This is a genomic window from Paenibacillus sp. 1011MAR3C5, assembly GCF_003591485.1.
Taxonomy (GTDB): domain Bacteria; phylum Bacillota; class Bacilli; order Paenibacillales; family Paenibacillaceae; genus Pristimantibacillus.
Window position 1 is genome coordinate 1 of record NZ_QZCF01000011.1, and the last position, 26,591, is coordinate 26,591.

Consider the following 26,591-nt stretch of genomic DNA (forward strand, 5'->3'; position numbering starts at 1 on the left):
TAGGGAATGAAACGACGGTAAACTTCACGATCGACACGACTCCGCCTACCGTGTCAGGGGTAACCGAAGGTGAGGTATATCAGAAAGCAACTCCTGTATTCACCGAAGGAACAGCGAAGTTGAATACTATAGCATTTATTAGCGGCACTGAAATAGTTACTGAAGGTGCATACGCGCTAGTCGTAATGGATGCAGCAGGGAATGAAGCGACGGTAAACTTCAAAATCAAAAAAAACAATAGCGGTAGTCCAGATAGCAGCGGAGGTTCCGGAACCACAGAAAGCACATCAACCTCAGAAGTTTTACTTATTTCGGGTAATAAGTCAGAAAAAGCGACCAAAGCTGTCGTCACTACAACGGGTGGAAAAAAGGTAACAACGGTCATCCTGGAAGAAGAGCAGCTAAAAGGTTTGTTGAAGGAAGCAGGCAATAATCCGGTTATTATAATAGCGGTTCGCAATAAATCAGATATTGTCAATTGGGAACTGAATGCATCACTCCTACAAAGCTTTGAGAATAGCAACGCGATCATTCAAATAGTTACGGAAAATGCAATGTATAGTCTTCCATTAGATCAGGTCCCTGTTGATAAATGGCGCAATCAATTAGGAGCTAATATCCCTTTGAAGGATATGAAGATCAAGCTAGAGTTGAGTATTCTTTCTAATTCGGCATTTGTGTTCAAGGATTCTGGCAACGGACAAGTCACACTTGTCGCTCCACCCGTCAGCTTCTCTGTAAAAGGTGTTTATGGCAGCCAAGAAATTGAGCTGAACCAATTCGATACTTATATCGAGAGGCGTATTGCGATACCTGAAGGGGTAAACCTGAATCGTATCATGACGGGAGTAAAGATAACCTCTGATGGAACGCTCATTCATATTCCGACTAGGATCATACAAGAAGACGGTCGCTATTATGCTGTCCTCAACAGCATGAGCAACAGCATCTATGGACTAATCAAAAATGAGAAATCCTTTAATGATGTATCCACTCATTGGGCCAAATCAAGCATCAATGACCTGGCATCAAGACTAGTCATTAATGGAGCAGACGAGCAGCGGTTTTTACCGGATAGCGAAATTACGCGCGCAGAGTTTATGGCTATTTTGATCAGAGCATTAGGCTTAAGCTCAGCTAACAAGACGTTAGATTTCCAGGATATAGCGGAGAAAGCATGGTATTATCAAGCAGTTCAGATCGGATACTCTTATGGGCTGATCGATGGATATAGCGATGGTTCCTTCAAACCTAATGAGAAGATTACAAGACAGGAAGCGATGGTGATTCTATCCAGGGCAATGATGCTTGTGAAGCTGAATAGGGAGATAGACAATACGAAGCAGCAAGAACTAGTCATCAATTTCGCAGATAGCGAACAATTGGCCTCTTGGGCTCGTCAAGCTGCAGCGTTAACCATTGAAATCGGCGTTATCAGTGGATACAAAGGCAAACTGCATCCTCTGCAAAATATTACGAGAGCAGAAACCGCAGCAATCATTCAGCGATTTCTTCAAAAAGCGGAATTCATTTAATAAATAGGGATAATAAAGTCAGACTGAAGGCAGCCCCCTTCCGCATTTATTTATAAGAACAGTTGTATTGGATATATAATTTCCCCGTGTATTGATTATCTGATAGTTGAGTGAATGGACTTCAGTATTTTGTAGGAGGCGAGACCCCTCGCCTCCACTTAAAGACAGAATATTTTCATTCTGTCTTTAAGTCGATGCAAGGGCGGACTCTCTGGCTTGAAAGATGAAAAGAGCTATCTTAGAAATTCTAAGATAGCTCTTTTTATTTATCCTGTTTGCAGCTCGTTACTCTCCATTTTCCATCTAATCTCAAGACAATTTTAATTAAGCTATGCGTCTTGATGAATCCTGTGTATCAGAAAATGCATAATTGTCAAGGCTTGTAAAAGAACGTGTGTTCCCTTATGTTTATATCTAGAGAGTTTATAAATGTATTAAATTCGTATGAAAGTAGGTAGGTACACAGTGAACATTGACACACCTAAGATCCCTGAAGATCTAACAGAAAAAAGATTTTCAGATATTTTTAACGAAGAAGATCCGGAATTTGAAATGTGTATGGTGACCAATTCAGAATTTGCCAACGAAGCACTTGATCGAGTGCGACTATATAAAACAGTGATTAGAAATTGTAATTTCACAAATACGGATTTTAGCCGAATTGATCTCATCGATGTGCGCTTTGAGAATTGTGATTTATCCAATACTAATTTGGGTAATGCCTCTATGAATCGAGTTGAGTTTCTTAATTGTAAGTTACTTGGCAGCAGCTTAATAAAGTCTTATATCGGTAATACAAGATTTAAGGACTCCATTCTTAATATGGTTACGTTCGGTAATTCAAAACTTGAAAAGGTGATTTTTGATACTGCTGCGTTAGAAAGCGCTGATCTTTTTGACTGTAAGCTTAAAAAAGTAGAATTTCTTTCATGCAATCTAGATGGAGCGAGCTTTGAGGAGACACCATTAAAGGGAATTGATATAAGCTCATCCGATTTTGATTCATTAACTGTTTCAATAGAGAATTTAAAAGGATGTACAGTATCAACGTCTCAAGCGGTACAATTTGCTTCGTTAATAGGCCTAAAAATCCGATAGTTTTCTACCGATTAATCCCTTTTAACTTCGCACTTTGAATATATTAATGAGAGGTTGAAATAGATGGCAAATTATCAAGTCATTGATTTAGAAAATTTTTCAAGAAGAAATTATTATGATTATTTTATGTCGACAGACACAACGTTTGAAATGACAGTGAAAATTGATGTTACTCGAGCAGTTGAAAAATGCAAAGACGAATCTATTAGTTTTTATGCTTACTCTATTTTTAATTTAACAAGATCGGTTAACAAGATTCCGAATTTGAGGTATGCTCACATAGATGAGCAGTTAGTAGAATGGCAAGAATTAGTACCAACGTTTACGAACTTTAACCAAGAAACGAAATTATTTTACAGTTTATGGTTGGAAGGATTAACGGATTATAAATCTGTTGACCGTGAGTACAAAAAACTTATAAAAGAGTATGCCAACACAACAGATATCGCACCAATGGGAGTTGTTCCACCCAACGTAGTGAATATTTCATCAATTCCTTGGATGCATTTTGAACATTTTTCATCTCAACCAGGAGCTATCAAAAATAATTTGACACCAATGATTACCAGTGGGAAGTACGAAAAAGTCGGTTCACAGTTGCTGATGCCAGTGAATATTAAGGTTCATCATGCAACAGTAGATGGATATCATGTGACGTCATTTTTTGAAATACTGCAACGTGAAATGAACCTTTAACTTAGGTGAATCTAAGCTAAACGCGACATGTGGCTAATCCGAAAATAAGCTAATATCTACTTTCAACGCACTCGTAATATGTAGCTCGGTAGCAAATGAAAAGCGATTAATCATATCTGTATAAAATAGGAGGCGATACCCGACGACCTCACCAAACATAAAATCCACAACCGCGAGAGGTTGTGGATTTTAGCTTTTATTACGAGATGACTATAGCTTGAATTTTGATACCGCTTCTTCCAGACCGGTCGTCCTTGTCTCGAGCTGCTTGCTCGTATCGGCTATACGTTTCGTGGCTTTTAGCTGATTGGCTGACATCGATTGGACGGCTACCGCGTTTTCCGCAGCTGTTATGGAGATTTGCGAGATTTGCTCAACCGATGCGGCGATTTCCTCGGAGCCGGCCGATATCTCTTGGGCAGCGGATGAAATATCCTGAATTTGTTCGTTCACGATCAAAAACCGGTCAGCCGTATGGTTGAACAGCAGTTCCACTTGGTTGAACAGCTCTGTGCTTTTCGCCATTTCATCACTTTCTTTCAACATCCACGATCCGATCTGCGAGGATTCCTCCTGGATTTGCTGCAACAGCGAGGTAATATGCGCTGCTGAAACCGAGGAGGCTTCCGCTAGCTTACGTACTTCACCGGCTACGACAGCAAAGCCCGAGCCATGCTCGCCTGCTCGCGCAGCTTCAATAGAAGCATTAAGAGCAAGCAGCTTGGTGAGGTCGGCAATGTTGGAAATCGAATGAAGGACAGGCTCAATCTCCACCATATAAGTATTCAGCGCTTGTACGGAGGTTGTTGTCTGGTTGACCACTTGAGACATTAAAGCGACTTGCTCTTTCAATCCGTTGATGGAACTGCGTCCGTGTTCGACCGTATCCAATGCTTCACCGGAAGCGTTGGACACATCGGTGGAGGCTTCGGACACTCGCTGGATGGCATGGATAATTTCCTCCATGGATTTTGCACTCTCTTCGGCTGCAATACGTTGATGCTGCGCTCCGTCCGCCAGCTCAGTAATGGATTGCTCGAGCTGCTGGTTCAAGGAGAGCAATTGGTTTACCTCCAAGCTGAATCGCTCGGTAGAATGGACGAGATCATCTGTCGTTACAGCAATATTGCCAAGAACATCGCCAAGGGTGGCACCCAGCCGCTCCAGCATTTTGTTCATAGCGGAATGCGCCTGTCCGATTTCATCGCTGGACTTCACACTTGTGGTGAGCAGAATCGCCTTCGCTTCCGCGAGATCTCCTTGGGCAATGGCTTCCGCGCCGCCTACGATAAGGCGTAGGGGTCGCAGAGCTCTGAACATGAACCACGCAATCAGAACAAAAATTAACAAGGTTAAACATCCCATCAAAATAAATAACGGGTTGCTGTTTTTCATGATCTCCCGATGAATCGTGGCTGCAACGGCCACATTGGTATCGATGCCTAGCACGCCGATCATCGTTCCGTCCGTATCGTGTAGAGGCGTATATGAAGATATATAATCTCCGTACACGAGGTTGCGGATCACGTCGCTCTTCGACGATTTCCCGTTCAGCAATGCGTTAATAGATGCTTCCGGCACATCGGTGATTTCCCCGATTGGTGAGGCGGCATCCGATTCCTTAGGTTGTCCGTCGATAAGCAGGATAGGCTGTCTTTTGTCGTCAATCGTAAAGGTGTATACATACTGTGCGCCAATCTGCGAGCGGAACTGATCCATTTCTTCGCGGATACTCCAATACAAATCACTTTCTTGCGGATCTTTCAAAAATTGTTTGTAGGCATTCAAGTCGAATCTTTGCGCGTATGCTTCGGCTATGTGAATACTAAAGCTGCCGATCGTTTCGTTGCTACCCTTCTTGATGTTTTGAATTTGCATGTAGATGAGAGTGGCTGACAAAATGATGAGCAGCGCCAGAATACTGATGGATAATTTTACAGCGAGACGATTCTTAAGTTTTAACATGAAGCCGTTCCTCTCCCTTGGTCCTAGTGCCATGAATGTCAATGAATAAAATATCCCAATCCCATAAGTTGTTCGACAATGTTTTCTCTTATCCTGCTATATCTTTCGTTAATTTAGCGATCAGCTTCATCTAGCGGGGGCTGAACATAATCACGATCTCGCCTGAATCAATGGAAGCCTGGAGGCTTTTTGGCCGTTCTTGTGTGCATGGCGGTTAGTAAAACTGCGTGGTTGAGAGGATATGCAGTATAGTATGGACGATGTTTAAGGTTTATGAGAAAAAATTGTCGCTGCATGGTAGTTGGTGCTTGGAAAGCAGGAATTTATCTATTAAAGTGGGAATTTATAGAATACGGAAAGGATAGATGAATGATGCATGTTTCTAAAAAATTCAAAGTGTCCTCTTCTGTATTTCTAGGCTTGTTCGTAATTCTGAGTGTGACTTATTACTTTCCTCTATTGAGAAAAAACGATCGATATTCTGTTGTAATCCATAGTAACAAGTTAAGAGCTCCCTTTTTGAAAGAAATTAAAAATAGGTCTCAATAAATAAAATCAATATTTACTTTCAACGCATAAAAATAGGAGGCGATACCCTCGCCTCCACATAGAAAAAGCCCAATCCGCATGAGGACTGGGCCTAACTTCACTTATTTACTTACGGTCATCGTAGAAGTCATCATCGTCATCAAAGTCATCAAAGTCGTCATCATCATCATCATGATCGTCATCATAGCGATCATAATCAATCGAAAGGACGTTACCATTCGCCGCATGAATCTCTACTTCGGCAGTGCCTTCGCTTGTTTTGAGCTTGACTTCATACTTCTGAATGCCGTCATCCCGTTCTTTCTCCACTTTAATCACTTCGCCCTTAACCGCTTGTTGGGCCAGTTCGATTGCACGTTCTTTTGTGATCACTTTTGCACCGTCAGCAGCAGTATTCTTTGTACTTCTGCTAGTACTAGCGCTCGTATCCGGCTTCGCAGTCACGGACGGTTTCTTGCGATCGTCATCCCGATCGTCATCCCGATCGTCATCCCGATCGTCATCCCGATCATCATGGACGGCCAGCACTTTTCCTGAAGTCGCATCGATGTATACATCCGTATCCTCGCGGCTGTCTTTCTGTTGCACTTCGACCTCATAATAGGCCTTGCCATTCATATGCTCTAATTCAAGCTCCGTAACGGTACCTGGCACTTCTTTCAGAGCTGCTTTTGCAGCTTTATCCTTTCCAATGTACGGTACGGCTCCCGATGCAAAGGCAGCGCTGGTGCCTCCAATGACTGCAAAAGCGACGATGGCCACAATTAATCCTTTTTTCTTCATCTTTATCATCCTTTCGTAATGGCTTGCTCATCTCACACTTATTACTTTACACAAGCTTTCTAAGAGTGAAATTACAGCCACATTAGAATTTGATGATAAACTAATCCGAATCATCCTCATCATCGTCATCGTCATCCCATGTTACCGATTGGACCTTGCCCGAACCGGCATGCAGTTGCACGGTTGCTTCACGGCCGTCTTTTGTCTCCAGCTCTACAAAGTAAAACCATTTGCCGCCTTCTTGCTCCAGCTCTACTTCTTTAAGCGTGCCGTTAACTTTCTCCAGTGCAATTGTGATAGCGTCGGCTTCTTCTAACAATACGGACGGATTTGGCGATTTCTCCGGCGGCGGTGACTGGCTTGGCTTGGCCGTCTCCGATGGTGCTGGTGTCTCCGCAGGCTTGCCGGGAGCGTCCGTGAACAGCTCAATCTGGCGTATAGACTCAATAGCGGCAGTGGATCTGTCTATCGTCAGTTCATATAAGCCTTTATCTGACCGCAATTGCATAACATAGGCTTGCCCCTCTACGGTTGTATGAACGATATGGCCATCATACTGTTTGAGTATTGTTTTCTCTGCTTCCTCTTGGGACAACAGCTTATCGCCGCTTGATCGCGAATTCGCAAAAAGCAGGATGCCCCCTAATATTATAAAGGCGAGTGTAAGAAGAGCAATTCCCATTCTTACAGTCCGTTTTCCCATCATCATCCCTCACTTCCGCATCTGCCTTACCCTACAATAACCGCTGTACATTACAATTTCATGAGAATCGCTACTCCTGCTGGGGCAGGGGTAAAAGAAGGGTGGCCGTCGTCCCTTTGCCTTCCTCGCTCGTCAGCACAATTTCCGCTCCGATCGCCCGGCTGATTTCTTGGGCCAGGGACAAGCCCAGACCCGTTCCTCCTTCGGAATCCTGATCTCTGCTGCGTGACGGGTCCACCCGATAAAATCGTTCGAACACATGCGGCAATTCCGCCGCAGGAATGCCGATTCCGCGGTCTTTTATCCGAATAAGGCTATGATGGCTGTCTCGTTCAAGCTCAATGTCGATCCGGTCCTGGCTATATTTCCTGGCATTATCGAGCAAAATAAACAGGAGCTGCTTCAACTGATCGGCATTCGTATAAGCATGTACCGGTTCAGCAGATGCTTGAACGTAAATGTCCCTTTTGTAAGCGCGCCTAAAACCGGCTGCCGCTTGTTCAACCTCCGGCTGCAATTCGATCACGTTTCGTTCATGCTCCTGATGGCGGTTCGGGGTGGCAAGCAACAGCAGCTGCTCGGTCATTCCTTTCATTCGCACCGCTTCCGACCGGATCGCTTCGACGGATTCCTCGAATAACTCCGGCCGCTCCAGCCCCCTTCGCTGCAGCAGACGAGCATAGCTTTCGATAATGGTCAGCGGCGTCTTCAATTCATGCGAAGCATTCGACACGAATTGCTCTTGCTTGTGAAAGCTATTCTCCAGCAAGCCGATCATTTCATTAAAAGTCTCGCCCATTTGCACAAGCTCATCCTTGGACTTCGCGTGCTGCTCTAAACGAACAAACTTGCCGCTGCGGGCAATCTCCTTCATCGTTCGGGTCATGGCGCCAATCGGACGCATAATCAACCGGCCCAGTAAGCCGCTGGATAAAAGAACAATAATAATAACAGCAATGGACACAACAATGAGTACAAGCCGCAGCATAGCAAGCAACGATGTCAACTCATCCATGCTTTTCGTTATTTGCACATTCGCAACCGCGCCGTCCGCGGCAATAATGGGGATGGAGGCGTAACCGTAGTCCCTCTGGCCGATCTGGACCTTCTCTACGATTCGCTGAGGGGAATAGGCCGATGGTTGCTCGCTGAGCGCCGTTTCGGATGAAGTGGTTACGAGTAATCCGGCTCTGCCGCCCGCCTTTTCTTGCGTAAGTCTGATCATGCCCGACACCGGTACATAAGCCCGAAGAAGCTCCTCTGTCGCGAGCGGGTTATTAGAAGCACGAATGGCTTCCGCCGCTTGTTCGGTCTCGGCGGCTAAGGCATGCAGCTCCTGTTCAATCGTTAGCGAATAAAAAACAAAATAAACCGTTATATTGGCCGCCAGAAGCAGCGAGGCGAACAGGACAGAGGAGTATAAATGAATTTTGCTGCTTAGCTTCATGGCGTTTCCTTCAGGACATAGCCGATCCCTCTAACGGTATGGATAAGCTCTTTCCCGTAGCCCTCGTCTACTTTTTTGCGGACATAACGAATATAGACATCCACGACGTTCGTATTGCCGGCGTAATCATACCCCCACACCTCAGCTAAAATCTGATCGCGGTTCAGCACTAGCCGCTTATTGCGAAGCAAATACGCAAGCAGATCGAATTCCCGTTGCGTAAGGTCCAGTTCTTTTCCGCCTCGCATGACTTCCCTCGATTGCAAATTAACCTTTAAATCGTCAGCCGTCAGCCACTCTTCGGGAGGCGACTGCTGTTCCGTACGCGCAGCCAGACGCAAAGCGGTGCGAATGCGCGCGAACACCTCTTCGATTTCGAAGGGCTTCGTGATGTAGTCGTTTGCCCCAAGATCGAGACCGGATACCTTGTCCTCGACGGCGCTTTTGGCCGTCAGCAGCAAGACAGGCGTATCGGCATCAGCGGAGCGAATGCGCCGCAGCAACTCGATTCCGCTAATGCCGGGAAGCATAACGTCCAGCAAGATCAGATCAATGCCCCCTTCGAGGAATGCCGTCCAGCCCGCTGTCCCGTCCAATGCTACTCGTACCTGGTAGCCTTCGCTTTCCAGCTCGATTTGCAGCAGCCTTGCAATTTTCCGCTCATCCTCTACCACTAACAGGGTCTCAGCCATGATTGCGCCTCCTCTACGAAACATCGTTATCCGTTATCATCTTTTAGTATGGAACACATTCGTTTGGTTAAACGCCGACTTTCCGTGATTCTTTTTATCATAAACAACACAGCGATGCTAATACAACACCGTGTATTATGCAGGAGCAATGTTTTTTGTTCTAGTGTGACAATCTTCACATCCATGCCTTCGTCCGTTCGTTAATATTACTTTATAGTCCCATGGTGGAGGCGAATGAACGTGACGAATCGCGGAAAAAAGAAAAAATTAGTTCTCATCGGGAACGGAATGGCCGGTATTGGCACACTAGAACAAATACTAAAGCTAACAAGAGCGTTTGATATTACGGTATACGGTTCAGAACCTTATCCCAACTATAACCGCATTCAACTGTCATATGTACTAGAAGGCAGTAAATCGGTCAACGACATTATTATGAATGGTTACAGCTGGTATGAAGAAAACGGAATTACGCTGCACACGGGCAAAAAAATCGTTCGAATCGATACTGCTGCCAAACGTGTATACACAGATGCAGGAGAGTCGGCCGAGTATGAGGTTTTGATATTGGCTACCGGCTCCTTACCGTTCGTACTGCCCATTCCAGGTGCAGATAAGGAAGGAGTCGTCGGGTTCAGGGACATAGCCGACTGCGACACTATGATTGACGCATCGAAGATATTCAAGAGAGCAACCGTAATAGGCGGCGGTTTACTCGGCCTGGAAGCAGCCAAGGGGTTGGTGCAGCTCGGAATGGATACGACAGTCGTTCATTTATTCGATACTTTGATGGAGCGTCAGTTGGATGCCGCATCGGCTGCCATGCTCAAGACGGAACTGGAACGGCAAGGGATCAAGTTCGCGATGGGCAAGAAAACGGTAGAACTAACCGGTGAATCCCGGGTTACCGGCCTTAAGTTCGATGACAGCACCGAGCTGGCGGCCGACTTGGTGGTGATGGCGGCGGGCATCGTTCCGAACACGGAACTGGCGAAGGCCAGCGGTATCGAGGTTGCACGCGGCATAAAAGTGGACGATTACATGCAGACCAGCGTCCCGGATGTTTATGCCGTCGGAGAATGCTGCGAACATCGCGGCGTCTGTTACGGTCTTGTGGCCCCTTTGTATGAGCAGGGAACGATACTTGCGAAAAGGTTGGCTGAGGCTGAAACGGCTCCTTATACAGGCTCTTCGGTCTCGACGAAGCTGAAGATTTCAGGCGTAGACGTCTTTTCGGCAGGCGTATATGCAGAGAAGGAGACACATCGCGTTTTACGAATTCACGACGACTGGAAAGGCATCTATAAAAAGGTGCTGCTCGAAGGAAACAAGATCGTCGGTGCCGTTCTTTACGGCGATGTGACCGACTCCGCCGTTCTATCCCGTTGCATCCGGGAAGGCAAGGAAATGACGGACGACCTGTATAAGCAACTGTTCGGCGGCGGAGAATGCTGCGGAGGGACAGAGAAAACGTCAGCCGTTGAAACGATGGCGGACGAAGAAATCGTATGTGGCTGCAACGGTGTGACGAAAGGGGTTATCGTTCGAGGGATCCGGGAAGAGGGTTGGGATTCGGTGGAACAGATCAAGGCCTGCACCGGTGCGACCCGTTCTTGCGGAGGCTGCAAGCCGCTAGTAGAACAATTGTTGCAATACGCTCTTGGAGATGGCTACGATAAGTCGGCAGCCAAGCAGCCCGGCATTTGCGGATGCACACCGTTTACTCGCGACGAAATTGTTGCGGCTATTCGAGAGAAGAATCTCACACATGTCCGCGAAGTCATGAACGTCTTGGGATGGAACGAACCGGAGGGCTGCTCCAAGTGCCGTCCCGCGCTGAACTATTACCTGGGCATGATTTGGCCAGAGGAACATGAAGACGAGAAGGATTCGCGTTTTGTGAATGAGCGACTGCATGGCAATATCCAGAAGGACGGCACATTCAGCGTCATTCCGCGAATGTACGGCGGCGTGACATCGCCTGACGAACTACGTAAGATCGCCGACGTGGCGGACAAATACGATGTGAAAATGGTGAAGGTGACAGGCGGACAGCGCTTGGACCTGCTGGGTGTAAAGAAAGAGGATTTGCCAGCCATCTGGGCCGATCTTGGCATGCCCTCGGGATACGGCTACGCCAAATCGCTTCGTACCGTCAAAACTTGTGTGGGATCTCGGTTTTGCCGCTTCGGCACCCAGGATTCGATCGGCCTCGGAATCGAGCTCGAGCTTCGTTATGAACGTCTATGGATGCCGGCAAAATTCAAAATGGCTGTCAACGGTTGTCCGCGGAACTGTGCCGAATCGGGGACGAAAGACATTGGAATCGTAGGCAACGACGGAGGCTGGGAAATCTTCGTAGGAGGCAACGGCGGTATCAAATTAAGAGCTGCGGATGCTCTTTGCAAGGTGAAATCTGATGAGGATCTAGTCGATATTTGCGACGCATTCATTCAATACTATCGTGAAAATGCTAATTATGCAGAACGCACTTCCGATTTTGTAGAACGTATCGGCCTGGACAACGTGCGGAAGACAGTTGTAGAAGATCAGATCGGACGAATAAGCCTGATAGGACGGCTGAGCCAAGCGCTTGAGGATTTGCGCGATCCTTGGCAGGAAGTGCTCGAAAATGAAGAGCTCCGACAAAAGCTATATCATCCGGTTCATCCACAGGTATAAGAGGAGGAGATACCATGCTTCGAACTGAAAAGGCGACATTCGCTTCCATAGGTCTGATTGAAGACTTCCCAGTCGGCTTAGGCCGGGAAGTGCGAATGGGCAATGTTCAGATTGCCGTCTTTCGAACGACGGACGGGATTTTTTACGCGCTTGAGAATCGAACGCCGCATGCCAAAGGCGGGACTTTGGCTGAGGCTCTTGTGAGCGGACATTATATTTATTGCCCGATCCGGGACCTCAAAATCTCTCTCGAAACTGGACTTGTCCAAGCGCCAGACACGGGCCAAGTCCGGAAATTCGACATCCGAGCGGTAAATGGTATCGTCGAAGTCGCGCTAAACGGTGCTCCTGAATGCACGGTTACGGAATGAAGAGGGCCTCCCATGCTTCCATTGAATGGAGGGTGCAGGCCGCGTCGAATGAAAAGTGATTGCGCGAGAAGAGACGATTGCAGGATTTACTAGCCGCATGCCTGGTGGTGCATTCGTCGGAATGGGTATCATCCATAACGGCGAATGGTGGAATTGTACATCCACGGTTCGCCTCCACCATGTAAACCCGGTCCGCATGAGGACTGGGTTTTGTGTTGGAATGAATTATCGGAAGTTTGTCTGAAGGCATGGTATAATGAAGTATTCCGATCGATGAGGAATGAGAGAGGCTGCTCAATATGAATGTATTTGAAGACTGGAATCTAAAAGTAAAAAAGACGTTTAATGAAACGAGTAACGTAGTCGTATTAACCGTCACGGAGGCAGGAGGATTACTTGGTCTCTCCAAAGACCAAATGAAGACCTTCGTAGATAAATATAAGCTAACCAAAGTCCCGATCATGAGAAGTACCCATAGATACCTGCTACTGAAGTGTGAAGTAGACGAGATTGTATCGAATAGGGCTGTTTAATAGAGGGCATGGAACAAGAGTGGCGTATCTTCGTTCAGGGCTTGAATCCCCTGGTCTCCACCATGCAGATCCACAACCTCTTGAGGCTGTGGATTTTTTTTCGTAGTAGTTCACAAAGGAAAGGAGCCGGCAATGAATTGTGAAGCAAAAGCATAGACAGCCCAAAAAAGGGAAACCGGTCAATTGGGGCCTGGTAGTATTTGAGGCTATTGGCTGGCTTGTTCTGGCCAGTATGCTGTTAGGCATTTATATTTCCAGCAAAACCATATCAGTCATCCTAGACGCCAAGCCGATTGTTCAACTTTCGGCAGATACTACAGGAATCGTAAGGCTAGAGGGACTCGTTGACAGTGAAATAGAAGTAACGGAACCAGGCACACTGCGGCATACTTATGCTTTGGTGCAGAAGGAATTATTTAATTGGGCATGCAGCAGGAGCTGTGATTATAAACCCGATCAAGACGCCAAACCGAAAGTATCGGGAAGCATAAGTGTGAATGATAGTAAGATTCAGGCTGATCGGTATCTCTTTTATAAGAGCTGGTTACCGCTGGATAGCGAAACGGTGGAGCCGGAACACTTATCTCGGATATATGAAGGGGGAACAACACGACCACTCTTCGTGGAGGAACATAAAAATAAAGCGTATGGATATCGTACAGTTTCTCCGGGAGAACGGATCACGGTCATTGGGCATGCGGTCAATGGTCAGATAGAACCTTTTACTATTTCGGGTAACGAAGAGCCTGTAGTTCTTATTGGGGACAATATAGGGCAAATGGTCGCAAAAGAAAAGGAAGCTCGAACCTTTTATATATTAATAGGATTATTCGTTATGCTGTTTTTGTTGCCAGCGATGATCGGCAGGTTCCGGCGGCAGAATAAACGTGCTCGAAGCTAGTTACGAAGCCTCGAACTAGGTGACATTCAATCGTTGACTACAACAGAGGCGTGATCTTCGGACAGGGGTATCTCCTCGCCTCCATTCCAATCCACAACCGTATGAGGTTGTGGATTTTTTGGTGTTCCAGCTTAAGTGCTCCGCATGCTCATTAAGCGTGTAAAAGGGCTGGCAAATCCCGCTTTTGTAACGCCTGCCCGATGTACAAAAAACAACATAATTTCTTAATAGCTTAAGAGCATTAATTTTACAATGCACTGTTATAGTTCTCATTGAATCGTCATTTTACTAAGGGAGAAGGAAAAGCAATGAGAACAGTATTACGTAAGACAATCATGATCGCATCAATGGTCACGTTGCTAGCAGGAGGATTGTACAGCGGATTCGGTCAAACTAATCATATTTATGCGGCAGATGAGGCTATGCCATCCATCGTCATTGAAGATTTTGAAGATGGAATCTCGGATGTGAAGTTTAATCCAAAACGGATGTATGAAGCATCGCTGCACTTGGAAGATAATAAGAAGCGCGTAAGAAATGGACAATATTCGGCCAGAATTGATTACGATATGATTGGCATAGTAGATAACCCTTCTCAAATTGAGGTAGGTTATCAAGCGGGGAGAATCCCCGTTACAGGTTACCCTGTTAAAGTAGGCATGTGGGTTTATGGGAATCATGAAGGGCATCTGCTAACGACAAAATTTAGAGATGCAGACGGATCTTCCTTCCAGGCAGAATTCTATGATGAAAGTCAGATCGGTATCGACTGGTCCGGCTGGAAATATATTGAGGCCGATGTTCCGCAGGGGAAATCGGGTCCTATTGTCCTTGAATTGTTTTTCCAATTGAAGCAATCGAATATGAGCAAGAAGAATAAGGGCTCCATTTGGGTGGATGATATTGCCTTTATCTATGAGGAATCGGATGAGGACAAAGATGTTCCAACCATTACAGCTATAGCTCCTAAGGAGAATGAAGTATTAAGCGCTCCGCTTGATGAATTAAAGGTTGAGCTGACCGATCATGGGTCGGGTCTGGATTTGGATACATTAGCTGTTCTTTTGGATGGAACGGATATTACGGGTGAAGTGAACTATTCTCCTGATACAAATTTATTAACTTATCCAGGAGAATTGGTGGATGGCGGTTATCATGTGCTTGATATTGAAGTGAAGGATAAGAACGGCAATCCGGCAGGGAAAACGCTCGCCTTCACAGTGAATGCAGGAGAACGTTTGTCCATGATGGCTGACCAGGAAGCAGTAAGCAATGAGATCTACGCTGTTCAGGTTAGTATTAAAGATTATTTGAATGCAGAACGGGCAGAATTCGTATTGCATTATGATGCCAATACCCTTCAAGTTGAAAGCATTGCTCAGGCGACTGGGGTTGCCTTAACCTCAGATATTGATAATGAGCAAGGAATGGTTCAGATCGCGCTTGATCACGTACCAGCGACAGCTCATGACGTCGTTACGATTAACTTCAGAGTAAGCTCTCATGCCGTGTTGGAGCGCGGTGAAGATTACAAAACCATCTCCATGAGCAATGCGAATCTCACAGCGGGTGAAGTTCAGACTAGCTCTCCGTTAGCTGCTCCTGTTCACTATTCCATCGCATTTCCTTATCAACTGGAAATGGCGGGGGTTGGTTTGGGCACATCTTCAACATTTACAGTATTGGACCGCGAGGGCAAGCCGTACGAAGGTGCGGATATTGCATTCAATGGATTATTGAAGCAAAGCTCAGTCGTTACCGTTAACGCTGCCGCGTCTAATGTATACGAGGATGATGATATGTCCTCCGATGTATTAATGGTTGCAAAAGCTGGTGAGCGATACTATGCTTCAGCAGAAGCTGAGGATGGATTATTCGAGGTTATCTTCCCAGATGGCCAAGCAACGGGCTATATCTCTGAAGCTGATGTTAGCAGTCAGTTATTGAGCGGCAGCCTTGGTAAGACAGATGCCAAAGGGCAAGTTACGACAGACCTGACTACTTTGGCGCTTGGAACCTACCAGGTTCAAGCTGTCAACGGTGATCAGAACAGCAAGGTTGTCCATTATGAAGTTGTGGAGAAGTATGGTACGGATGAACCCCAATATATTCAAACCTATGTGGCGGAAGATATGTCTTCACAACTGAGCGTGGCCTGGCAAACCAATTCAGACCAAGCCTTTACTTATATTCAATACATCGAAGCTAGCATATGGGGAGCAGGAGAAAACCCGGATATCAATAAAGTGAAACAGGATCAAGCTGAGAGTGAACTTCAAGTGCTTAGCATGAAGGAGAATGGAACGAAGGGTGAGATCCGGTTTCATAATGCTCGGGTTGAAGGATTGAAAGCAGCTACCACGTACAAATATCGTGTAGGCTTTGAGGGCAATTGGTCGAAGTGGCATGAATATTCTACGATAGATAAGAACAAATCAACACCGGCTTCATTCTTGTTTATTACAGATTCTCATACGAATCAATTGCAAGGGCAACAAATCTATCAGGAACTAATGACTAACGCTTTGAAGCAATATCCGTCAACACAGTTTATTATGCATGGCGGAGACATGGTAGATGCGGGTGGCGCATTTGAAGAATGGCAAAAGTTCTGGGAAGCCTCTTCGGTCTATGCCACAACAATTCCAACTGCTCTTACATTGGGCAACCATGATGTGAAGAGTGAAGGGAAGGACGTATTCACCAAAGGCGCGAATTTTCCGAAAAACGGGCCGGAATCCCAACTGCAATATGCGTACTCTTTTGAGGTTGATGATACTCATATTGTCGTATTGAATTCGGAAGGTACAGAGGAACAAATGATAGCTCAAGCAGCATGGCTGGAAAAAGATTTGGAACAAAATGATAAAAAATGGACCATTGCTATGTTCCACCGTCCTGCCTATCATACAGAGAATGGCCGAGAATCCCTTGTTGAGTATACGCAAACGTATTTTGCGCCTATATTGGAAGAGAAGAAGGTTGATTTGGTTCTGGTCGGTCATGATCATGTGTATGCGCGCACCTATCCGATGCTGGCTGGAAAGCCAAACAAAGCTACTAATAAGGGTACGGTCTATCTGGATGGAGGCGCTTCGGGCTGGAAATTCTATGATGGCACTCAATATCATTACTTGAATTATATCTTTGATGAAGATGTCCCGGTATATTCCGCTATTAAAGTTTCCGAGAAAGAGATTCGTGTAGAGGCACGTACAATTACGGGGGAAATGATTGATGAGTTTGCTGTCGTGAAAGCAAAGGCAACAGAGCCGTCGGTTCCAACACCGACACCATCGCCAACGCCAACGCCAACACCAACGCCGACACCGACGCCAACACCAACACCAACACCAACACCAACACCACCAGTACAGACACCAACGCCTTCGAAGCCTGTCTTCAACGACAAGGTAGATGTAGAAGCAGTTAAGGCTATTGTGGAGAAAGAGAAATCTGCTCCTGCTGCAAGCTTTACGGACGTACCAGCATCATCTTGGAGTGCTTCCATCGTGGAGCGTGCCGCTAAGATGGGGATTGTAACGGGTTATACGGATGGTTCTTTCCAGCCTGGTAGAGAGGTAACCCGCGCCGAGTTCGCCACGATGCTTGCAAAAGCTTTTGGTCTAACGGCTTCAAGCGGTTCTTCCTTCACTGATATACAAGGGCATTGGGCTTCCGAAGCGATTGCAGCATTACAGGCCAAAGGAATAATCATAGGTTATGGCGATGGTTCTTTCCATCCTGACCAAGAGATCTCCCGCGCTGAGATCGTTGCAATGCTTGCTCGGCTGACTAACTACGTTCCTAGTACATCCAGCCCATTCTCGGATGCAGCTGCGAACTGGGCTTCCGAACCAATCCATGCTTTCGCAGCTGCAGGCATCGTAAGTGGTAAAGGCAACGGACTGTTCAAACCGAATGATGCTGCATCCCGTGCCGAGTCAGTTGCGATGATCATCCGCATGTTGGATAAATTGCTTGTTTAATAAGTGAAGTGAAGTCCAAACACCATCAAGAAACCGTATCGTCAGATAAGGGATATCTTTGATGGTGTTTTTGCTATTATTAGCAAACTATCCCATATGTCAAAACTCTTTGTTATAATGAAAGTTGTAAATCCCTTGAAGGGTAAGTACGAGCAAAACGCATTTGTGCAGGATATATTACCTGTAAATAGGCTGGTGAATCCGGGTGAGTGAAAAATTTTGGTTAGTCGTTCAGTATCCTTTGAAAAGTGCAAAAGGCAGCGGGCGTGACCAATGGTTAAAGGATAAAGTCATGGAATATTTGGAGATCTCTCTAGCAGATGCTGATCTAGGCACTGTTGATGGCTTTGATATGGGGAAATGCATATCCGATCCGAAAAAATATGCGCTTAATATATTTTGTGTCGTGACGGAAGAAGAGCGGAGCATCGCCTTGATCAAAAGAGTGTTAAGAGAGAGCAGGCTTGATTATACGCGGATAAAAATAGCTGCAATGCCTTATGGCATAGAAGAAGGAACGTATACGTTGAAATATGCCTCTAAAAAGGGTGTTACTGATTTTTCGCTCTAGCGTCCTTAGATTAGAGGATCGACTCATAATAATGGGGAGGTGACCCTATGAAGTTCAGAAATTATTTTGTCATCGGGACAAGTGAGTGGAGTGTAACGGTGAAGTGGTCTCTGCTTGCTGGTGTTGCGCTAGGACTGCTGATTGGTTCGGCATATCTCCTTAGAGTGTTATAAGGGGTTCGCATTAGATTTTACGATATGACGGGAACGGGGAAAACGGCCATCCTTAGGCAATTGAAGCAAGAAGGATTCCCCGTGCTAGATTTGGAAGGCATGGCTGGACATCGCGGTTCTGTATTTGGACATGTCGGCATGAAGGCGCATAATCAGAAAACCTTTGACTCGCTCCTCGTCGCTGATCTCCTTCAACTTCAACAGTCGCCTTATGTACTGCTGGAGGGAGAGAGCAAACGAATCGGCAAAGTGGTGCTTCCGGAAGTGATTATGAACAAGAGGGAGCGAGCTGCCCAATTAATTGTACAATTGCCGATCGAGGAACGTATTCAGCATATTGTGGCAGACTATCAGCCAAGGGAAAACAAGCAAGGGCTGATTCAAGGCTTCAAGCATATTAAAGGACGGATACACACTCCTATCGCCAAGGAGATCATGACGAGCCTGGAGTCGGATCAATACGAGCAAGCTGTAAGACTATTGCTGGAGCACTATTATGATCCGCGTTATGAGCATGCCATGCAGCAATATGGTCAAGTGAGTACAGTCATTCACGCGAATTCAATTGCTGATGCTGTACAAGGCGTAAAGGATTATATAGCTGGCCAGTTTAAATAATGCGGAACACCATCCGAAGGAGGATGGTGTTTTTTTTGCTTTTATGTTGAATTCCCCGTTAAAAATGTGAGCTTTTCGCTCATCCCACCCATTATCTGGTATGATAATGACAATACGAAGTAATGGCGGCATATGCTTTATGAAGTCGGGATTACAGGAGGGCTTATGGTACAAGCGGGGTTCAGCAAGTTTTTCTGGGGATTTTTGTTCATCATGTTTGATTTCAGAATTCAGGGTGTAGATATTTTGCCGGACATTATCGGGTTTATTTTATTCGCGGTGGGATTTCAAGCGTTAGCCCAACATAGCGATCACTTCACCAAGGGGAAAATCTTTAATTTAGTGCTGGTTTTCCTGTCTATCTTCACCATTTACGAGCAACCTAACCAAGGCGGGGGCGTACACATTAATCCAATCGGCATAATCGTAGGGCTGGTTTCACTCGTCCTGCTTCTCTTGACCGTTTATCATGTACTGATGGGGATCAAGGACATGGCATCCAGGCTGAGTCGTTCTGAAATCATGGAGGAAGCAGAGAAAAAATGGACTTATTTTCTTGTTTTCCAAATCGCCAGCTTGTTTCTATTTGTTCTCATCCTCATTCCGCCTCTGTTTATTGTGATGGTTATTGCGATGTTTGTGGCTTCCATTATTATAATGGTGACTTTAATGGGCTTCATGCGGAGATGCGGGGAGCAATTATGAGGCCTGTTAGGGTGCTTAACAAGTTGCAAGTCATAACAAATCGACCATTGAGAACGAAAAAGGCGAAAGTTAGTTGTAAGCCAGAGGTGGATGTGTTATAATTAGTCTATTGGAATTTCGACCTGAGATCACATATTGGAGAGGGTTATGATTTTAATGTGTAACCTTTTGCAATGTGTGATTTTTTTATCAAAATTTTAATGACATGCAAAACGAAAATATGGAGGTAATAAGTCATGGAACAAGGTACAGTAAAATGGTTTAATGCAGAAAAAGGCTTTGGTTTTATCGAGGTTGAAGGCGGCAACGATGTGTTTGTACATTTCAGCGCAATCACTGGTGACGGCTTCAAATCGTTGGACGAAGGCCAACGCGTTGAATTCAACGTGGTTCAAGGCAATCGCGGTCCACAAGCCGAAAACGTTGTAAAACTGTAAAATTTTTCAAAATGATTACAATGCCCCAGACCTAGTGATGGGGCTTTTTAATTTTTCGTCAATGATACCAGGATAAAAGGGGGATGCGGCTTGTATTATTCACGGAAAAGACCCATGGATGATCTTCCAGTGGAATTAACAGCTATTTGGTCATGCACCAATAAAAAGTGCAACGGATGGACGAGGGATAACTTTGTTTTTTTAGCACAACCGGTGTGTGTGCAATGCAATTCTCTTATGGAAAAAGGCGAGAAAATGCTTGCGATCTTGGAAAACACAAGTTTCAATCAGTCCAAGCACTAAGTTAAGTAAGGTTCGGGTGACCCATAACACGTTGATTACACCCGTAGAAGCCTTTGTGGCGTTGTATTCAGACAGGGATTCATACTCCTCGTCTCCACTATGAAAAGCCCGACCTCATGAGGTCGGGCTTTTCATTTGTGCTGGTTTCATTTTTCGATTCGTAAAAGGTCGATATTCCAGCCAGGATTCGCATTTTTTACGCGTCTACTACTTTCGGATGACTCCTTTTTCGCCCGGAACGACTATACTATGGCCTGTGGCGAGAGCTGGAACAAGCTGATGATCTCCGGAAGATGATTGAGGCAGGCTTGTTATTCAACAGCTCGTACCTGTACAACGCCTGACGAAAACTGGTTTATGACAGCTATGACCGTCATAACAGACGTTGTCCGAGAACAGGTCGTCAATATTCGAAATGGAGGCAAGAAGGTAATGAAGAAAACTATCGTGTATCTGCTCATTACAATGCTTATTCTAACAGCGGTTCCATATGCTTCTGCGGAAGACAATGGGATTGAGGATGGAAAAGGCGATGGAACCTTTAAAGCGACGGATCAAATGAATCGGCAAGAAATATTGTCAAGCGTATCGGTATTGGCTGGCAGCGGGGATTTTGATGACTGGGACGGGGCGGCGCTGACGGCATCCTTCCGTATGCCCCAAGGGCTGGCTGTAGGGAGTGACGGCTCCGTGCTCGTAGCAGACAGCAATAACCATCTCATTCGCCAGATTAGGAATGGACAGGTTACTACATATGCGGGCTTCATGCTGGATGCGGATGCCCATGGAATTCCGAGTGGAGGCTGGAATGACGGAACAAAGCAAACCTCTGCATTCAACAGCCCTGCGGGTATGGATACGGATTCAGAAGGAAACGTATATATCGCGGATTCAGAAAATCATGTCATTCGAATAATTTCGAAAGGCGGAATGGTGTCCACCCTGGCTGGAGACGGCGTTCTCGGTCATAAAGACGGGGCAGCTGCAGAAGCAAGATTCGATCGCCCGCAAGATGTTGCCGTTGCTGCGGACGGAACTGTATATGTTGCGGATGCCTTGAATCATATGATTCGCCGGATAACGCCTGATGGACAGGTGACGACCCTGAATGCTCCATCGGACCGTGTCATTGAGGTTACTGCCGGCTATGCTGTTCCTGCAGGCGATTACGCGGACGGAGAATTGTCGAAGTCCAAGTTCAATGAGCCGACCAGCCTTGCAATAGACGGCAAAGGCAACCTATATGTTAGCGATACAGGGAATCATCTCATACGGTATATAGATTTGGCTGAAGGTACAGTTACGACCGTTGCAGGCTTGTCCCAAGGAGAGCTGCCAGTATACGAGAAGGGGGCTCTCTATGCTAGAGGCGGCTATGCAGATGGTTCCAGTTCAGAGGCGCGCTTCTATTCACCAAGAGGCATTGCCGTAACGGAGGAGCAAGGACTGATTATTACCGACAGCTTGAACCATGCGATTCGTTATTTTGTGAATGGGCAAGTGAGTACAATTGCCGGAGTGCCTGCACAATTCGGACAAGTGGAGGGCATTAACGGTCACAACCTGCTTCATCTTCCGACTGATGTAGCCGTATTGCCGAGTGGCAATTTGCTCATTGCGGACAGCTATAACAACCAAATTCGTGAGCTTGAATGGTACAAGCTTCCGGGCAATTTGCCGGAAAACGATCAAGTGAAGGTAGTATTCGGGGACCAGATCATACAGTTTGATGCGCAGCCTGAGATTGTACAGGGACGCACCATGGTTCCCGTCAGAGCATTAAGCGAAAAGATGGGTTACGAGGTTGGATTCGAGGATAGCGAGCGTAAGATTGAGCTGACAAAAGGCGATGCAACAGCGAGGCTGCAGGTTGGGAGTCTTGTGATTGCAACCGAGAACAAGACGGCTGGTACGCAAGAGCAGCGGGAAATGGAGGCAGCGCCTTATATCAAAGCCGGCCGGACTTATGTCCCGCTCAGATTTTTCAGTGAGGCCTTTGGGGCGGATGTAGCATGGGACCGGAATACGAGAACGGTTATTTTGAGAGAAATAGCGGAAGCCGTTGAATGGGCGCCTCCAGCAGATCGCAAGACGAGAGCAGCGACGCTTGAGCAGATTAATGGAACAGTATGGATCAGCCAGGCTGGAGGTTCATTGAGCTATAGGGCCTATGATGGCATGAGTCTTCATCATGGCGACCGTATCATAACTGAGTTTCAATCAAGCGCAATTCTGAAAACGGTTGACCGCAAGGATGAGCTTACAGTTAGCGAAAATTCGGAGCTGTACATTTCCGATTTAAGCAGTGCGTCACAAGTGAAGCACACGAGCTTTGTGCTATGGAGCGGAATGATTGGGGCTAGCGTGACCCCGCTGATCGACTCCAAGGATACCTTCAAAATCATGACCGCGACAGCTCAGACTGATGTTCGCGGAACGAATTTTATTGTGGGGATCGATCCGGTTACGGGGGCTTCGAGACTATTTGTAAGCAGCGGCCTTGTTCAGGGAAGCGGCAGCGGAACGGATCAAGGTCCCGTTCCCGTATACCCTGCACAGCAGCTGGGCGTTATTCCGGGATCAGGTTCTACAGAGCCTAATGTTCCTTATATCTTAGATCCAGCCGATTTCGTGAATCAAGCCTCACCCGCTGTTATTGAGCAACTGTTGAAGCAAAAGCAGAAGCTCGACCAAGAGAATCGGGAGATGCTGGAGAGAATGAAGAATGGAGCCGCCGGGTCTGGGCCTGGCGACAATCCGTATCATCTGTCTCCTTACGATCTTGAACAATTCGGGGAAAATATGAATAATCTGCTTGCGAATATTGCGAGGCAAGCCCTCGACCAACAGAAGTTGGATAGAGATCGGCTTCAGGAAATAATCGACGAGGCCAATAAGGACTCGGATAACAAAATTGATCTGAACCATGTTCCTCCCCTTCAATTAACGGAGCAGCAACGGCAGCAGCAGGAAAGACAGAAGCGGCTGGAGGACGAAAGGAACAGGCAGCAGGAGGAGCAAAGTAAGCAGCGTGAACAGCAGGCATTACGGGATTCCTTAATGAACAAGATACTGGCAGAAAAAGAGCGGCTTGAGCAGGAGAACAAGAAGCAGCAGGAAGCAGCATTGAAGAGAGCGGAGGATTTATTGAAGCAGCAGCTATCGGATGCAGAAAAACAAAGATTCGAGCAACAGCAGCAAGCATTGGAACGGCAAAAGCAGCAGCAGGAGGCAGCGCAGCGGCCGCAGGCTCCGGCCCCATCAGGACCTCCCACTCCCGCTCAGCCAAGAGCAGCAATGCCAGCGGCAAGTATCGAGAGCGGAAGCGTGAAGCCTGGCACAGAGATTGAGCTGACGACCGCGACAGAGGGGGCCGCGATATATTACACAACGGATGGAAGCGCGCCTTCGGCAAGCAACGGCACGCTTTATGGGGAGCCGCTCGTGATCGAGCGAGATACAACGATCAGGGCTGTTGCCGTGAAAACGGGATATACGAACAGCCCAGTCCTTACCGTTAGCTTCACGGTGATCATTCCTGAGGAAGAGCCTGAAGCAGCAATGCCAGCGGCAAGTGTCGAGAGCGGAAGCGTGGAGCCTGGCACAGTGATCGAGCTGACAACTGCGACAGAGGGAGCCGCGATTTATTACACAACGGATGGAAGCGCGCCTACAGCAAGCAACGGCACGCTTTATGAGGAGCCGCTTGTGATCGAGCGAGATACAACGATCAAGGCTGTAGCTGTGATGACAGGTTATACGAACAGCCCAGTCCTTACCGTTAGCTTCACGGTGATCATTCCTGAGGAAGAGCCTGAAGCAACAATGCCAGCGGCAAGTGTCGAGAGCGGAAGCGTGGAGCCTGGCACAGAGATCGAGCTGACGACCGCGACAGAGGGGGCCGCGATTTATTACACAACCGATGGAAGCGCGCCTTCGGCAAGCAACGGCACGCTTTATGAAGGTCCGTTCGTGATCGAGCGAGATACAACGATCAAGGCTGTAGCTGTGAAGACAAGTTATACGAACAGCCCAGTCCTTACCGTTAGCTACACGGTGATTATTCCTGAGAAAGAGAGGCCTGAATTTGCCGAAGGGTACCCTAAGACGTATGCCGAAACGTTGGATGAACTTACGCTCATCAACGTCCTCGTGCAGACAGATCAATCGGGTATGGTGTTTTTCATTGTAGTGCCGCATGATGCAGCCGCACCTTCAACAGAGCAAATGTTAGCAGGCTTCGTTAGCCCCGATCCGGGCTGGCTGGCTTACTACTATGCGGATATTGCAGCAGATCGGGAGTTTCATTACGCAGTAGAGTTGAAGGACCAGGTCACAGAGTATGATGTTTACGTCGTATCTGTGGTAGGTTTCGATGGAGCGGCAAGCAAGGTTCGCAAAGCGACAGTTGTAGCTCCTCCGGAAATAGATCAGCCTGATGAAGATGGGGAATTGCAGCCAACTTCATAATGTAAATGGAAAATGAAGAGAGACAAATACCCTAACGTCACAAGTTGTGATTTATGGGTATTTGTCTTTTTCATTCTGTTGGAGGGCGTTTGCGCGAACATTTCTATGAATTGGCTTTAAGCAGCAGCTCTTTTATTTCACGAAGCTGGCTTTCCGTCATGTGTTGGGATTGCTCGATGGCAGTCAGCTTTTTCTCTACTTGCTCCAGGCGAAGCTGAGTATCTTTTTGTATGTGCTCGGCTTCCTTTTGCGTTTTGGAGTTGTCCATGACAACGAGAATGGTAAGGCCTGCGCTGGCAATCGTCAAACCTCTGGCAATTTGATTCAAATCCAGTTCATTCAGGGCGAATAGGCAATCCGAAAGTCCTGCCCCCATTAATATGCCGCCGATCGTGACAATTCCGTTCCATTTCCACTTATCCGGGATGATATTTCGTGTTTGTTTCATCATGAGAGCTCCTTCAGCATGGTAGTTATAGTAGCAATGTATATATCTATCATACATAAACGCTCAACGAACAAAAGCAGATGCCCTAAATAATTGAATGGAATAATTAGGATTGGAACGATATCAACGGTACGACTGTCCAATGCCACAAAGCTGTAACAATTTGCCCATTGTGCATGTTTGCCCATTGGGCAATAATATTAATTAGAGGTTAACTAAGGACATACTAGTACTAACTTTTAAAGAGAGGTGTACGCTTAGCCGGAATATGATGAATAAACCTGGTCTGCGCCATATGAAAAGGGAAGCTACCGCAAGTGCGCTTGCCGATGCAGCTTTTGCGCTTGCGCTGGAGAAGGGGCCGGATGGCTTCGTAGTGGAAGAGATCGTCCAGCGGGCTGGCTACTCCAGAAGAACATTCGCAAACTATTACTCCTGCAAAGAAGAGGCGGTGGCGGCAGCGGCTGTCAACTTCCAAGGAGCGGAAGAAGTCATCGAATGGATCGAGGCACTCGACAAAGAGAGGTCTCCGCTTGACAGCCTGTACCAAGTGTTGAAAATGCAAATGACAACGGAGCACTTCCACAAATTGCGCCAGCTCGTGTCGCTTTCCAAGCAGCACCCGACGCTCGAGCCATATATTCTAAGCGCGCTCCATGGCTTGCAGAGAAGCGCCCAGGAGATGTTAACCGAGCTGTCACGCGGACGTCACCCGGAGGGCTACACCCATCTTCTCACAGGCGCTGTTTACGGCGCGATTCTGCCGCTCTTGGACGGCAGCCTGAACGTGCGGCTCCCGGATCACTCTACAGCCGATACGGAGGATGCTGTTACATTCGAGCAATATTTGGATACCATGTTTGGTTACTTGCGTAAAGGATTCTAGCTGATAGTTAATCATTATTACAGTATGAAAAGGAGC

22 protein-coding genes are annotated in these 26,591 nt (G+C 46.7%); 16 read left to right on the forward strand and 6 right to left on the reverse strand.

Annotation, left to right across the window (positions count from 1 at the left end; translation table 11 throughout):
* The 3 genes from D3P07_RS23865 to D3P07_RS23875 all read left to right on the forward strand — a co-directional run.
* Positions 1-1,535: S-layer homology domain-containing protein (locus D3P07_RS23865; RefSeq protein ID WP_147384564.1), on the forward strand; the 1,535-nt coding region annotated here is incomplete at its 5' end.
* 465 nt (positions 1,536-2,000) lie between these two features.
* On the forward strand, positions 2,001-2,633 hold the full coding sequence (locus D3P07_RS23870; RefSeq protein WP_119803296.1) for a pentapeptide repeat-containing protein: 633 nt from the start codon (positions 2,001-2,003) through the stop codon (positions 2,631-2,633).
* A gap of 63 nt (positions 2,634-2,696) precedes the next feature.
* Positions 2,697-3,329 carry a CatA-like O-acetyltransferase gene (locus D3P07_RS23875; RefSeq protein WP_119803048.1) on the forward strand — a complete coding sequence of 211 codons (633 nt, stop codon included), beginning with the start codon at positions 2,697-2,699 and terminating at the stop codon, positions 3,327-3,329.
* A 210-nt stretch (positions 3,330-3,539) separates the two neighbouring features.
* Here D3P07_RS23875 and D3P07_RS23880 read toward each other — a convergent pair whose 3' ends face one another.
* From D3P07_RS23880 to D3P07_RS23900, 5 genes are all read right to left on the reverse strand, one after another.
* Positions 3,540-5,294 (reverse strand): methyl-accepting chemotaxis protein, encoded by a 1,755-nt coding sequence (locus tag D3P07_RS23880; RefSeq protein ID WP_182914487.1) that lies wholly within the window; start codon positions 5,292-5,294, stop codon positions 3,540-3,542.
* Positions 5,295-5,948: 654 nt separating this feature from the next.
* Positions 5,949-6,626 (reverse strand): PepSY domain-containing protein, encoded by a 678-nt coding sequence (locus tag D3P07_RS23885; protein ID WP_182914488.1) that lies wholly within the window; start codon positions 6,624-6,626, stop codon positions 5,949-5,951.
* Between the two features lie 100 nt (positions 6,627-6,726).
* On the reverse strand, positions 6,727-7,335 hold the full coding sequence (locus D3P07_RS23890) for a PepSY domain-containing protein (protein WP_119803054.1): 609 nt from the start codon (positions 7,333-7,335) through the stop codon (positions 6,727-6,729).
* A 64-nt stretch (positions 7,336-7,399) separates the two neighbouring features.
* Positions 7,400-8,776: a HAMP domain-containing sensor histidine kinase gene (locus D3P07_RS23895; RefSeq protein ID WP_119803056.1), complete on the reverse strand. Its 1,377-nt coding sequence runs from the start codon at positions 8,774-8,776 to the stop codon at positions 7,400-7,402.
* A complete protein-coding gene (locus tag D3P07_RS23900) occupies positions 8,773-9,468 on the reverse strand; it encodes a response regulator transcription factor (RefSeq protein ID WP_119803058.1) in 696 nt (231 codons plus the stop codon). Before D3P07_RS23900 ends, D3P07_RS23895 begins: the two co-directional genes overlap by 4 nt.
* Before the next feature lie 240 nt (positions 9,469-9,708).
* Between D3P07_RS23900 and nirB the strand changes: the two genes are divergently transcribed.
* From nirB to D3P07_RS23955, 12 genes are all read left to right on the forward strand, one after another.
* On the forward strand, positions 9,709-12,150 hold the full coding sequence (nirB, locus tag D3P07_RS23905) for a nitrite reductase large subunit NirB (RefSeq protein ID WP_259391674.1): 2,442 nt from the start codon (positions 9,709-9,711) through the stop codon (positions 12,148-12,150).
* 14 nt (positions 12,151-12,164) lie between these two features.
* Positions 12,165-12,521 (forward strand): nitrite reductase small subunit NirD, encoded by a 357-nt coding sequence (gene nirD / locus D3P07_RS23910; protein WP_119803062.1) that lies wholly within the window; start codon positions 12,165-12,167, stop codon positions 12,519-12,521.
* Positions 12,522-12,820: 299 nt separating this feature from the next.
* Entirely contained in the window at positions 12,821-13,054 is a 234-nt protein-coding gene (locus D3P07_RS27710; RefSeq protein ID WP_119803064.1) for a DNA-binding protein, read from the forward strand.
* 139 nt (positions 13,055-13,193) lie between these two features.
* Entirely contained in the window at positions 13,194-13,955 is a 762-nt protein-coding gene (locus D3P07_RS23920; protein ID WP_119803066.1) for a hypothetical protein, read from the forward strand.
* A gap of 308 nt (positions 13,956-14,263) precedes the next feature.
* The gene (locus D3P07_RS23925; RefSeq protein WP_119803068.1) at positions 14,264-17,944 is read left to right on the forward strand and encodes an S-layer homology domain-containing protein; all 3,681 of its coding nucleotides are present in this window, start codon (positions 14,264-14,266) and stop codon (positions 17,942-17,944) included.
* 205 nt (positions 17,945-18,149) lie between these two features.
* Positions 18,150-18,515, forward strand: coding sequence for a hypothetical protein (locus D3P07_RS23930; protein WP_119803070.1), 366 nt, complete (start codon positions 18,150-18,152; stop codon positions 18,513-18,515).
* A gap of 47 nt (positions 18,516-18,562) precedes the next feature.
* Positions 18,563-18,688: a hypothetical protein gene (locus tag D3P07_RS27715; protein WP_259391675.1), complete on the forward strand. Its 126-nt coding sequence runs from the start codon at positions 18,563-18,565 to the stop codon at positions 18,686-18,688.
* Positions 18,689-18,712: 24 nt separating this feature from the next.
* Complete coding sequence (locus tag D3P07_RS23935; protein WP_119803072.1) at positions 18,713-19,306, forward strand: tRNA 2-selenouridine(34) synthase MnmH; 594 nt, start codon at positions 18,713-18,715, stop codon at positions 19,304-19,306.
* Positions 19,307-19,471: 165 nt separating this feature from the next.
* A complete protein-coding gene (locus D3P07_RS23940; protein ID WP_119803074.1) occupies positions 19,472-20,011 on the forward strand; it encodes a hypothetical protein in 540 nt (179 codons plus the stop codon).
* 236 nt (positions 20,012-20,247) lie between these two features.
* Positions 20,248-20,448, forward strand: a complete 201-nt coding sequence (locus tag D3P07_RS23945) for a cold-shock protein (RefSeq protein ID WP_116047398.1) — start codon at positions 20,248-20,250, stop codon at positions 20,446-20,448.
* A 90-nt stretch (positions 20,449-20,538) separates the two neighbouring features.
* Positions 20,539-20,751 carry a cold-shock protein gene (locus D3P07_RS23950; protein ID WP_119803076.1) on the forward strand — a complete coding sequence of 71 codons (213 nt, stop codon included), beginning with the start codon at positions 20,539-20,541 and terminating at the stop codon, positions 20,749-20,751.
* Between the two features lie 432 nt (positions 20,752-21,183).
* A complete protein-coding gene (locus D3P07_RS23955; RefSeq protein WP_182914489.1) occupies positions 21,184-25,221 on the forward strand; it encodes an FN3 associated domain-containing protein in 4,038 nt (1,345 codons plus the stop codon).
* A gap of 103 nt (positions 25,222-25,324) precedes the next feature.
* On the opposite strand, the gene D3P07_RS23960 is transcribed toward D3P07_RS23955, so the two are convergent.
* On the reverse strand, positions 25,325-25,672 hold the full coding sequence (locus D3P07_RS23960; RefSeq protein ID WP_147384566.1) for a hypothetical protein: 348 nt from the start codon (positions 25,670-25,672) through the stop codon (positions 25,325-25,327).
* Positions 25,673-25,937: 265 nt separating this feature from the next.
* Between D3P07_RS23960 and D3P07_RS23965 the strand changes: the two genes are divergently transcribed.
* Positions 25,938-26,555: a TetR/AcrR family transcriptional regulator gene (locus tag D3P07_RS23965; RefSeq protein ID WP_259391677.1), complete on the forward strand. Its 618-nt coding sequence runs from the start codon at positions 25,938-25,940 to the stop codon at positions 26,553-26,555.
* Positions 26,556-26,591 lie beyond the last annotated feature (36 nt).

Bases quoted from the DNA above. Each gene is read 5' to 3' on its own strand.
- D3P07_RS23875 (WP_119803048.1), top strand. From the start codon at position 2,697: ATGGCAAATTATCAAGTCATTGATTTAGAAAATTTTTCAAGAAGAAAT.
- D3P07_RS23880 (WP_182914487.1), bottom strand. From the start codon at position 5,294: ATGTTAAAACTTAAGAATCGTCTCGCTGTAAAATTATCCATCAGTATT.
- D3P07_RS23885 (WP_182914488.1), bottom strand. From the start codon at position 6,626: ATGAAGAAAAAAGGATTAATTGTGGCCATCGTCGCTTTTGCAGTCATT.
- D3P07_RS23890 (WP_119803054.1), bottom strand. From the start codon at position 7,335: ATGATGATGGGAAAACGGACTGTAAGAATGGGAATTGCTCTTCTTACA.
- D3P07_RS23895 (WP_119803056.1), bottom strand. From the start codon at position 8,776: ATGAAGCTAAGCAGCAAAATTCATTTATACTCCTCTGTCCTGTTCGCC.
- D3P07_RS23900 (WP_119803058.1), bottom strand. From the start codon at position 9,468: ATGGCTGAGACCCTGTTAGTGGTAGAGGATGAGCGGAAAATTGCAAGG.
- nirD (WP_119803062.1), top strand. From the start codon at position 12,165: ATGCTTCGAACTGAAAAGGCGACATTCGCTTCCATAGGTCTGATTGAA.
- D3P07_RS27710 (WP_119803064.1), top strand. From the start codon at position 12,821: ATGAATGTATTTGAAGACTGGAATCTAAAAGTAAAAAAGACGTTTAAT.
- D3P07_RS23925 (WP_119803068.1), top strand. From the start codon at position 14,264: ATGAGAACAGTATTACGTAAGACAATCATGATCGCATCAATGGTCACG.
- D3P07_RS27715 (WP_259391675.1), top strand. From the start codon at position 18,563: ATGAAGTTCAGAAATTATTTTGTCATCGGGACAAGTGAGTGGAGTGTA.
- D3P07_RS23935 (WP_119803072.1), top strand. From the start codon at position 18,713: ATGACGGGAACGGGGAAAACGGCCATCCTTAGGCAATTGAAGCAAGAA.
- D3P07_RS23940 (WP_119803074.1), top strand. From the start codon at position 19,472: ATGGTACAAGCGGGGTTCAGCAAGTTTTTCTGGGGATTTTTGTTCATC.
- D3P07_RS23945 (WP_116047398.1), top strand. From the start codon at position 20,248: ATGGAACAAGGTACAGTAAAATGGTTTAATGCAGAAAAAGGCTTTGGT.
- D3P07_RS23955 (WP_182914489.1), top strand. From the start codon at position 21,184: ATGAAGAAAACTATCGTGTATCTGCTCATTACAATGCTTATTCTAACA.
- D3P07_RS23960 (WP_147384566.1), bottom strand. From the start codon at position 25,672: ATGATGAAACAAACACGAAATATCATCCCGGATAAGTGGAAATGGAAC.
- D3P07_RS23965 (WP_259391677.1), top strand. From the start codon at position 25,938: ATGATGAATAAACCTGGTCTGCGCCATATGAAAAGGGAAGCTACCGCA.